10 protein-coding genes are annotated in these 8,994 nt (G+C 45.0%); 9 read left to right on the top strand and 1 reads right to left on the bottom strand.

Annotated features, from left to right (window positions below; genetic code table 11):
• Positions 1-764: hypothetical protein (locus JKY90_04120; GenBank protein ID MBL4851451.1), on the bottom strand; the 764-nt coding region annotated here is incomplete at its 3' end.
• A gap of 319 nt (positions 765-1,083) precedes the next feature.
• On the opposite strand from JKY90_04120, the gene JKY90_04125 reads away from it, so the two are divergent.
• The 9 genes from JKY90_04125 to JKY90_04165 all read left to right on the top strand — a co-directional run bounded on the left by JKY90_04125 (position 1,084) and on the right by JKY90_04165 (position 8,445).
• Complete coding sequence (locus JKY90_04125; protein MBL4851452.1) at positions 1,084-2,343, top strand: serine hydroxymethyltransferase; 1,260 nt, start codon at positions 1,084-1,086, stop codon at positions 2,341-2,343.
• 32 nt (positions 2,344-2,375) lie between these two features.
• Positions 2,376-2,831: a transcriptional regulator NrdR gene (nrdR, locus tag JKY90_04130; protein MBL4851453.1), complete on the top strand. Its 456-nt coding sequence runs from the start codon at positions 2,376-2,378 to the stop codon at positions 2,829-2,831.
• A gap of 224 nt (positions 2,832-3,055) precedes the next feature.
• The gene (ribD, locus tag JKY90_04135) at positions 3,056-4,162 is read left to right on the top strand and encodes a bifunctional diaminohydroxyphosphoribosylaminopyrimidine deaminase/5-amino-6-(5-phosphoribosylamino)uracil reductase RibD (protein ID MBL4851454.1); all 1,107 of its coding nucleotides are present in this window, start codon (positions 3,056-3,058) and stop codon (positions 4,160-4,162) included.
• Between the two features lie 22 nt (positions 4,163-4,184).
• Positions 4,185-4,853 carry a riboflavin synthase gene (locus JKY90_04140; GenBank protein MBL4851455.1) on the top strand — a complete coding sequence of 223 codons (669 nt, stop codon included), beginning with the start codon at positions 4,185-4,187 and terminating at the stop codon, positions 4,851-4,853.
• 22 nt (positions 4,854-4,875) lie between these two features.
• Positions 4,876-6,000: a 3,4-dihydroxy-2-butanone-4-phosphate synthase gene (gene ribB, locus JKY90_04145; protein ID MBL4851456.1), complete on the top strand. Its 1,125-nt coding sequence runs from the start codon at positions 4,876-4,878 to the stop codon at positions 5,998-6,000.
• Positions 6,001-6,050: 50 nt separating this feature from the next.
• A complete protein-coding gene (gene ribE, locus JKY90_04150) occupies positions 6,051-6,524 on the top strand; it encodes a 6,7-dimethyl-8-ribityllumazine synthase (protein MBL4851457.1) in 474 nt (157 codons plus the stop codon).
• An 8-nt stretch (positions 6,525-6,532) separates the two neighbouring features.
• Positions 6,533-6,985, top strand: a complete 453-nt coding sequence (gene nusB / locus JKY90_04155) for a transcription antitermination factor NusB (GenBank protein MBL4851458.1) — start codon at positions 6,533-6,535, stop codon at positions 6,983-6,985.
• Positions 6,986-7,002: 17 nt separating this feature from the next.
• Entirely contained in the window at positions 7,003-7,968 is a 966-nt protein-coding gene (gene thiL / locus JKY90_04160; protein ID MBL4851459.1) for a thiamine-phosphate kinase, read from the top strand.
• 3 nt (positions 7,969-7,971) lie between these two features.
• Positions 7,972-8,445, top strand: coding sequence for a phosphatidylglycerophosphatase A (locus tag JKY90_04165; protein MBL4851460.1), 474 nt, complete (start codon positions 7,972-7,974; stop codon positions 8,443-8,445).
• Positions 8,446-8,994 lie beyond the last annotated feature (549 nt).

The raw sequence follows: 8,994 nt of genomic DNA on the forward strand, positions 1-8,994 counted from the left end.
GATAAATTCTCTGTCGTTTCAGAGCGCAATACTTCTTCGCGTTCGAGTTCAAGCAATACCCCGAACTGTTCGCTTTGGCGTATTGCATCGTTGAGCTGTTGGCTTAGTGTTGTTTGGATGTGTTGGATGCGTGAACGGTTACCTTCAAGGATTTTCCGCAATGCCTCATCGTTGTTTGCATCGAGGTCATCAGGGATGGTCTCTTGTAGGGGTGTCGAAATATCGGCTATTGAGATTGTATCTTTCGTTGCTGCGCGTTCTTGGGGTGTTTCTAAGGTGGTCGATACAGCATCGGGTTGCTTAGTAGTGGCTTGGTATTCATTAGCGGCAAATCCTAAGCCAGTGAGTATATTGCTTATTTCTGTTTGAAATTCAGGGTATTCTGCTGAATCAGATGATGCAAGTTTGGCCGCAAACTCTTTAGTAATTTCTTTCAGTGCATTGATCTCGGAAATTGACAGCGGTGGGGTCAGCCGCATTTGCATTAATTTGAGATCAACTTTCTCTGGTGAGTCAGCATCCAGATGTTTTCCGTAAGCATCGAGCAGCATACTTAGCAGTTTTGCATAGCCATCTTGCACATCCATTTGTGACGATTCAAAATCGCGTAACGTACGTTGGACGTGCGCATAAATTGCTTTGCCCGTTGCACTTTGGTGTAAGCCATCCAGCAGGCGCATGATTTTACGCGCGAGCACCGATTTTGGTTCGCTGGTTTTAATGACCTTTAGTGTATACCCGCCTAACGGATCGATTTGATGCATGCTGGTTCTAAGTATGTTATGAAACGAATGAAATGTTCTACGTAGGTGCTGTTATTACAACCTTAATAGATATTTCCTAAAAGCGTTTAAAGCAGTTTTTATGCCATGGCAATTTTCCTTTATTTTTCAATAAGATAGGACTGTTAAAAATTTAATTTCAATACTTATGTAAAAAATCCCGACAATCCATAATAAAGCTATGATTGATTGTAATATAGAGTCATTACACATGTTACGAGTAATGGCGACGGTACATGCAGGGTGTCGCTAAATACATTAATATGTGCGTCCTCAGAGTTTACCAAATATCAGGATCGCTATGTTTTCAGATAATCAAACCATTGCCGGCTATGACGACGAATTAGCGCAAGCCATTGCTGATGAGGCAACACGACAGGAAGAACATGTCGAGCTGATTGCCTCAGAAAACTATGCCAGTACGCGCGTTATGGAGGCGCAAGGCTGCGTCATGACGAACAAGTATGCCGAAGGCTATCCTGGCAAACGTTACTATGGTGGTTGCGCCCATGTCGACGTGGCGGAGCGTTTAGCAATCGAAAGAGCCAAACAGTTATTTGGTGCAGACTATGCCAATGTACAACCGCACTCTGGTTCGCAAGCTAACGCAGCAGTTTACATGGCGTTATTGCAGCCAGGTGACACTATTATGGGCATGAGCTTAGCGCATGGTGGCCATTTAACACATGGTAGCCATGTCAGCTTTTCAGGCAAACTCTACAACGCAGTGCAATATGGTCTCGATGATAACGGCAACGAAATCGATTATGGCGAGGTAGAACGCCTGGCCAATACGCATAAGCCAAAAATGATTGTGGCTGGGTTTAGTGCTTATTCGCGCATCGTTGACTGGGACAGGTTTCGCCGCATTGCTGATTCAGTGGGCGCTTTGCTCTTTGTCGATATGGCGCACGTTGCTGGACTAGTGGCGGCAGGCGTCTATCCGAACCCTATTTCTATTGCCGATGTAGTGACATCGACCACCCATAAGACCCTAAGAGGGCCACGTGGTGGGATTATTTTGGCAAAATCTAACCCTGATCTTGAAAAGAAACTTAGCTCCATGGTATTCCCCGGCTCGCAGGGTGGGCCGCTAATGCACGTTATTGCGGCCAAAGCGGTGGCGTTTAAAGAAGCGCTCGAACCCAGTTTTATCGATTACCAAAAGCAAGTGGTTGAAAATGCTCGGGCTATGGCAGCGACGCTTATCGAGCGAGGGTACAAGGTAGTTTCTGGTGGCACGGATAACCATATGTTCTTGCTTGATTTGATTGATAAAGATATTACCGGTAAAGCTGCCGAGGCCGCGTTGGGTGTAGCCAATATCACTGTCAATAAAAATGCGGTGCCAAACGACCCACGTTCTCCTTTTGTCACTAGCGGCATCCGCATTGGTACGGCTGCGATGACGACGCGTGGCTTTAATGAGGCAGAGGCCGTACTATTAGCCAATACCATTTGTGATGTGCTTGATGCCATCAACGATGAATCAGTGATTGCTGCCGCAAAACAGGCAATGCTTGATTTGTGTAAGCAATTTCCAGTGTACCGTGCTGCTTAGGCCGGTTATCAATACACGCTTGGTCGAGTGTTATGCGCTGCCCATTTTGTGATGCGCAAGACACGCGAGTTGTCGACTCGCGTCTGGGTAATGGTGGTGATAGCATTCGCCGCCGCCGCGAGTGCAATGTTTGTAGCGAGCGCTTTACCACGCACGAAACCGCAGCGTTAAATTTACCGCGCGTGCTCAAGCACGATTCGCGTCGCGAACCCTTTGATGAAGATAAGCTGCGTAACGGTATTCTAAGAGCTCTGGAAAAACGACCGGTTAACGTAGATCAGGTTGAAGATATTATTCACCGTATCAAGCATCGTTTGCTAACGCAGGGAGAGCGTGAAGTGGATACCAAGCTGATAGGCTCATGGGTGATGCAAGAGTTAAAAGATTTAGACGCTGTCGCCTATGTACGTTTCGCCTCGGTTTACCATAGTTTTGAGAATATTGCAGCGTTTAAAAAAGAGATAGAAGGCCTGGAAAAGAACAAATAATGAGAAATCGCTCTAATTTTTAGTTTTATCTACCTTTAGCTTTTACCATTTTATGGATATTTTATCCACATTGATCTAATTTAAAGGTATTTTTTGATATTTAACTACATAAATATAAGTTAAATTGAGTTAAAATTTAATATTTACCCCACACATGACGTTATTGGATAATATGAGTCATATTGGTCAAAGCATTGAGATTTAAACGCGTAGATCACGGCTTTATGACGCAGGCGATGCGGCTGGCACGACAGGGTTTGTATACGACAAAGCCGAATCCACGGGTGGGCTGTGTCATCGTTAACCAGGGTGTTGTGGTCGGTAGTGGTTGGCATGAAAAATCTGGTGCCGATCATGCTGAGATTGTGGCACTGAAAGCGGCGGGTGATCGCGCACGGGGTGCAACTTGCTATGTCACGCTAGAGCCATGTTGTCATCAAGGGCGTACTGGACCTTGCGATAGGGCGTTGATTGAGGCCGGGGTTAAGCGCGTCGTTATCGCGATGGAAGACCCTAACCCGCAAGTGTTTGGCCAAGGCATTGCGCAGCTTAAAGCCGCGGACATTGATGTTCAACTTGGTCTTATGCGAGAGCAAGCGTTGCAACTGAATAAGGGTTTTGTTTCACGTATGCAACGCCAACGGCCTTATGTGGTGTGCAAATTAGCCATGAGTTTAGATGGCCGTACTGCTATGGCTAACGGCGAGAGCAAATGGATTACATCGAGTGCGGCGCGCCTCGATGTGCAGCGATTACGTGCGCAATGTGGTGCGATTATTACGGGTTGTGGCACGGTGCTTAGCGATGATCCGACAATGCAGGTACGTTGGCGTGAATTGGCTGAAATAGGTGAACTGTATTTGCCATTATCAGCGTATTCTCAACCTTTGCGTGTGGTGCTGGATAGTGGTTTAACCACATCACCGCAAGCAATTGTCTACGGGCCGCCAGGTGCTACGATGGTAGTTACGGCAAGCACAGCCGCTGAGGCGCGTGTGGCTTTCGAGAATCGTGGCATTGCGGTGGAAGTGTGTGCTAATGAATCAGGTCGCATTGATTTAGATAAGATGCTTGCCTATCTCGTGCAGCGGCAAATTAATGAGGTGTTGGTTGAGGCAGGGTCAACGCTCTGCGGTGCTTTTTTAAAAGCCAACTTGATCGATGAACTTATCATTTATATGGCGCCTAAGTTAATGGGTTCGACAGCGCAGCCACTCGTTGATTTGCCCTTGTTGAATATGGCCGATGCTTTAGAGCTAAAGATAAAAGAGATACGTGCAGTGGGTGACGATTGGCGTATTACGGCAACGCCGAATATCAAAGCTTCTTAACCGTGATTATTTGCAAAGACTAATGTTTACTGGAATTATTGAAACCGTTGGCAAATTAACGCGCCATGAAGCGACCGATGGCGATGTGCGTTTGCATATAGCAGCAGGGGATATGGATATGTCCGATGTCTCGCTTGGTGACAGTATTACGGTAAACGGTGTGTGCTTAACCGTTATTGATTTTTCTCAACGCGAATTTAGCGCAGATGTGTCGAATGAAACTTTGTCGCATACAACTTTAGGAAAACTTAAAGTGGGTGCGTTACTTAATCTGGAAAAGGCCATGCAGCTCACCACACGTTTGGGTGGACATCTTGTCAGTGGCCATGTTGATGGTATTGCCAGGGTGCAATCACGGTGTGACGATGCGCGTTCAGTGCGCTTTACTATAAAGGCACCAAAGCAATTGGCTAAATACATCGCGGCTAAAGGGTCTATCTGTATAGACGGTGTTAGCTTGACCGTCAATCAGGTTAATGGCGAGTATTTCGATATTAATATTGTGCCGCATACGATGAGCAAAACAATTATGTCGAATTATAAAGTGAATACGCCGCTTAATATTGAAGTCGATGTTGTTGCCCGTTATTTAGAGCGATTATTGTTGGCGAATAATGATACCGTTACGGGTAATATCACTAAGGATAATATTACTGGGGCATCGTTACGCGATGCTGGATTTTCACTTTAGGGCGCCTCTCTTAATTCACACTATGTTATTCAATACGACTGAAGAAATTATCGAAGATATCCGTAATGGCAAGATGGTAGTGCTAATGGATGATGAAGATCGTGAGAACGAAGGCGATCTCATTATGGCTGCCGAAAAAATAGATACCCAAGATATCAATTTTATGGCACGTTATGGTCGTGGTTTGATTTGTTTAACCTTAACGCCAGAGCGTTGTCAGCAGTTAGCCTTACCATTAATGGTGCATAGCACGAATGCTGAACATAGAACCAATTTCACGTTATCTATAGAAGCATCAACCGGTGTTACCACGGGTATTTCCGCAGCAGACCGTGCAACAACAGTCAAAGCCGCCGTTGCAACGAATGCAGTGGCTGCTGATATACGCCAACCCGGGCACGTGTTTCCTATCATGGCACAGCCGGGCAACGTGCTGACGCGTGCGGGTCATACCGAAGCGGGGTGTGATTTGGCACGCCTAGCTGATTTAGACCCTAGTGCTGTCATTGTTGAAATTCTTAATGAAGACGGTACTATGGCAAGGCGCCCCGACCTTGAGAAGTTTGCCAAACTTCATCATCTGAAAATAGGCACAATAGCCGACCTGATTCGTTATCGTTTGAACAATGAGCAAACCATTTGTCGTGGTGCCGAATCCGTGCTGCCGACTGAGTTTGGTCAATTCAAGTTGGTGGCTTATCGTGATTTGATTACCGAAGACACGCACCTGGCACTGGTTTCAGGTGAAATAAAACAAGATGAACCTGTGCTGGTACGGGTTCATGTGCAAGATACCTTTAATGATATTCTATCACTTGATATGGCGGGTGCCGGTATTCCGTTACACAAAGCAATGCAGGCCATCTCAAATTCCAAGGAGCCAGGTATTGTCATTATTTTGGCTCATGATAGTCACGCGAAAACATTTCACCAGCGAGTTAAAGATCTCAATAGCAAAGAGAGTGCGGATAAAACATCGGCAGCTGATGATGTATTTCCAGGACATGCAGACGTCAGAACCTATGGTGTCGGCGCACAAATGTTAGTCGATCTTGGTGTCAGCCGTATGCGACTGTTAAGCTCCCCTAAACGCTTCCATGGACTATCGGGTTTTGGCCTTGAAGTCATTGATTATGTTAGTTGTTAAGTTCACTAGCGGCATAAATTACTTATTCAGATAACACAACAGGTATAACAATGGCGATTAAATCACTACGTGGTAAGTTGGTGGCGAAGCAGACGCGCTTTGCTATTGTGGCTGGCCGTTTTAACGAATTTATTGTTAGCCAATTAGTGGCAGGAGCAATAGATGCTCTGACGCAGCATGGCGTTGCTGAAAAAGACATTGAAGTAGTGTATGTCCCCGGTGCATTTGAGATTCCTCTGGCGGCAAAACGCATGGCGATGAGCGGCGAATATCAGGCGATTATTGCACTAGGTGCAGTCATTCGTGGCAGTACACCACATTTTGATTATGTTGCCAGTAGTTGCACACGCGGTTTGTCAGAAGTGCAAATGGCTTGCGATATCCCCGTTGGTTTTGGTGTATTGACGGTTGATAGCATTGAACAGGCGATTGAACGTGCTGGCACAAAAGCAGGTAATAAGGGCGCCGATGCAGCATTGGCAGCGCTTGAAACCGTTAATGTATTAGCGCAATTGGAAAATTAAGTAAAGCTATGGCTAAACCCCCATCACTAACACGTTCGCGCCACAAGGCGAGAAACTTGGCTGTACAAGCCTTGTATCAATGGCAGATTACTGGCCAGGATCGTGATGATATTGTTGAGCGATTCCTCACCGATCAGGAAATGAATGAAACAGTTACAGAATACTTTAAAGAGTTAGTGTCAGAAGTGTCTGCCAACGTAGCCTCTATAGATAATGCGTTAGCACCATTGCTTGATCGGCCAATTAAGCAGCTTGATCCCGTTGAGTCTGCGGTGTTACGTATTGGTGCTTACGAGCTAGAACACAGGCCAGACGTGCCATATCGTGTTGTTATCAATGAAGCCATTGAGGCAGCAAAACTGTTTGGTGCAGAAGAAAGCTATAAGTACATTAATGGTGTGCTCGATAAACTTAAGGGTAAATATCGGGCGCAAGAAATCAAGTTGGCAAAGACCCGCTGATTCTAGTGTCTTCCCCGTTGCCAGAATTTGACCTGATTAAGCGTTATTTTACCAGGCTTGGTAATAACAAGTTCGTTCAGCTAGGCATTGGTGACGATGCAGCGATCACTACAATTCCTGTGCAGTGTGAGTTAGTGACAACAGTTGATACCTTGGTTGCCGACGTACATTTTTTCTCAGATACAGCAGCTGAATTGATTGGCTATAAAGCATTAGCCGTTAATCTCAGTGATCTTGCAGCAATGGCTGCCACACCTGTCTGGTTTACTTTGTCTATTGCGTTACCAGAGATTGATGAGCCTTGGCTAGATGCGTTTTCCCGTGGCTTGTTTGATTTGGCATCAGACCATAATATGGCATTGATTGGTGGTGATACCGTGCGCGGCCCGTTAACCATTACCATACAAGCTTGTGGCATCGTTGAGCAAGGCAGGGCATTGCGTCGCGGTGGTGCTAAAACGGGCGATGGTATTTTTGTTACGGGTACTTTAGGTGATGCGCGATTGGCCTTAGAGTTTCTTAAAGGTGAAAGAACCATTAGTGAAATGCATCAAACTACTGTCTGCGATAAGCTACACAAGCCAATAGTAAGAGTTGAACAGGGCTTGGCATTAAAAGAGTTTGCCAGCTCGGCCATTGATATTTCGGATGGTCTGGCAGCTGACTTATCTCACATATTAGAGTGCAGCAATGTCGGGGCAGAGATTATGCTCGACGATATTCCTATGACTAAGGCGCTAAGAGAAAATATTGATGCCAACGAAATACACGCCATGGCTTTGTCTGGTGGTGATGACTACGAGTTGTGTTTTACCGTACCTGAAAATAGGCAAGCCGCAATGTTGGCGCGGATGAAAGCGGATAGTTTTGAAGTCTATTCTATTGGTACTATCACACCAGACAAAGGTCTGCGTTGCATGAACGCTAACAACGAAGCTACGATTGTAAAAACCAGTGGCTACGATCACTTTAGTGGATCTTGATAAGTGCTATCACCGAGCTTATTAAAAAACCCGATTCATGCGCTAGCCTTAGGTTTCGGCACAGGGCTTGCGCCAAAAGCGCCTGGCACGTTTGGCACCTTGATTGGCGTATTATTATATTGGTTGTTATCTTCGGCAGGTTTATCGTTATCGCTTTATATCGCCGTGACGGTTGTCTGTTTTGTTGCCGGCATCTGGATATGTCAATACACAGCGAATGCTTTAGGGGTTCATGATCATCCGGCCATAGTATGGGATGAGGTGGTTGGTTATCTCATTACCATGATGTTTGCGCCCAGTGGCTGGTTATGGATGCTTATCGGTTTTATTTTATTTCGCTTGTTTGATATTTGGAAGCCGTGGCCTATTCGAGTCATTGACCGTGGCGTGCACGGTGGCTTCGGTATTATGTTTGATGATGTGTTGGCAGGTATTTATGCGGCTATCATTTTAGCGTTGCTTGCTTATAGTATTTAGCATTGAGCTAAACTATTCTCGGTAGAGTAAGCTAGTCTATTGAGACGAATACAGGTGCGGTTGTATTAAGGAACCGGCCTGAATGGGACGCTATTTTTGGTGGAATGTCTTCCATTGCTTTTCCTCCGTGCAAGCATGTAAGAGCAATATTACTGTATAAGTATACAGCAACTAAGGCTTAGATATATGGAATACTCCATATATTTTTCTAATCAAAATATAGAAAACTAAAAATTAATACGATTAATTAATAGGTTATGAGAGGCATGCCAGTTATTTTATAGCTGTAAACAATAACCAGATAAACTGGCCTAGGCCGTATTTTGTTCTGGTATTGATTGTGTTAATTTTGGATAACATATTGAATTATAATAATTAAGCTTAATAATTATGCGGAACTTAATAAGTGATACATAGCCAGGTGATATACGGAACGTTCCATAGAATAAACTGTTATGTTTCATCAAGCATTAAGCCATGGTTAGCAAACCTATGTGTGAATTAAGAAATATTGGCAAAACTGTGTCTACTCGACTACACGGAATTGGC

Source organism: Gammaproteobacteria bacterium (assembly GCA_016765075.1).
Lineage (GTDB): Bacteria > Pseudomonadota > Gammaproteobacteria.

What these genes read in the sequence shown, in the direction of transcription:
- JKY90_04125 (MBL4851452.1), top strand. Translation starts at nt 1,084, where the DNA reads ATGTTTTCAGATAATCAAACCATTGCCGGCTATGACGACGAATTAGCG.
- nrdR (MBL4851453.1), top strand. Translation starts at nt 2,376, where the DNA reads ATGCGCTGCCCATTTTGTGATGCGCAAGACACGCGAGTTGTCGACTCG.
- ribD (MBL4851454.1), top strand. Translation starts at nt 3,056, where the DNA reads ATGACGCAGGCGATGCGGCTGGCACGACAGGGTTTGTATACGACAAAG.
- JKY90_04140 (MBL4851455.1), top strand. Translation starts at nt 4,185, where the DNA reads ATGTTTACTGGAATTATTGAAACCGTTGGCAAATTAACGCGCCATGAA.
- ribB (MBL4851456.1), top strand. Translation starts at nt 4,876, where the DNA reads ATGTTATTCAATACGACTGAAGAAATTATCGAAGATATCCGTAATGGC.
- ribE (MBL4851457.1), top strand. Translation starts at nt 6,051, where the DNA reads ATGGCGATTAAATCACTACGTGGTAAGTTGGTGGCGAAGCAGACGCGC.
- nusB (MBL4851458.1), top strand. Translation starts at nt 6,533, where the DNA reads ATGGCTAAACCCCCATCACTAACACGTTCGCGCCACAAGGCGAGAAAC.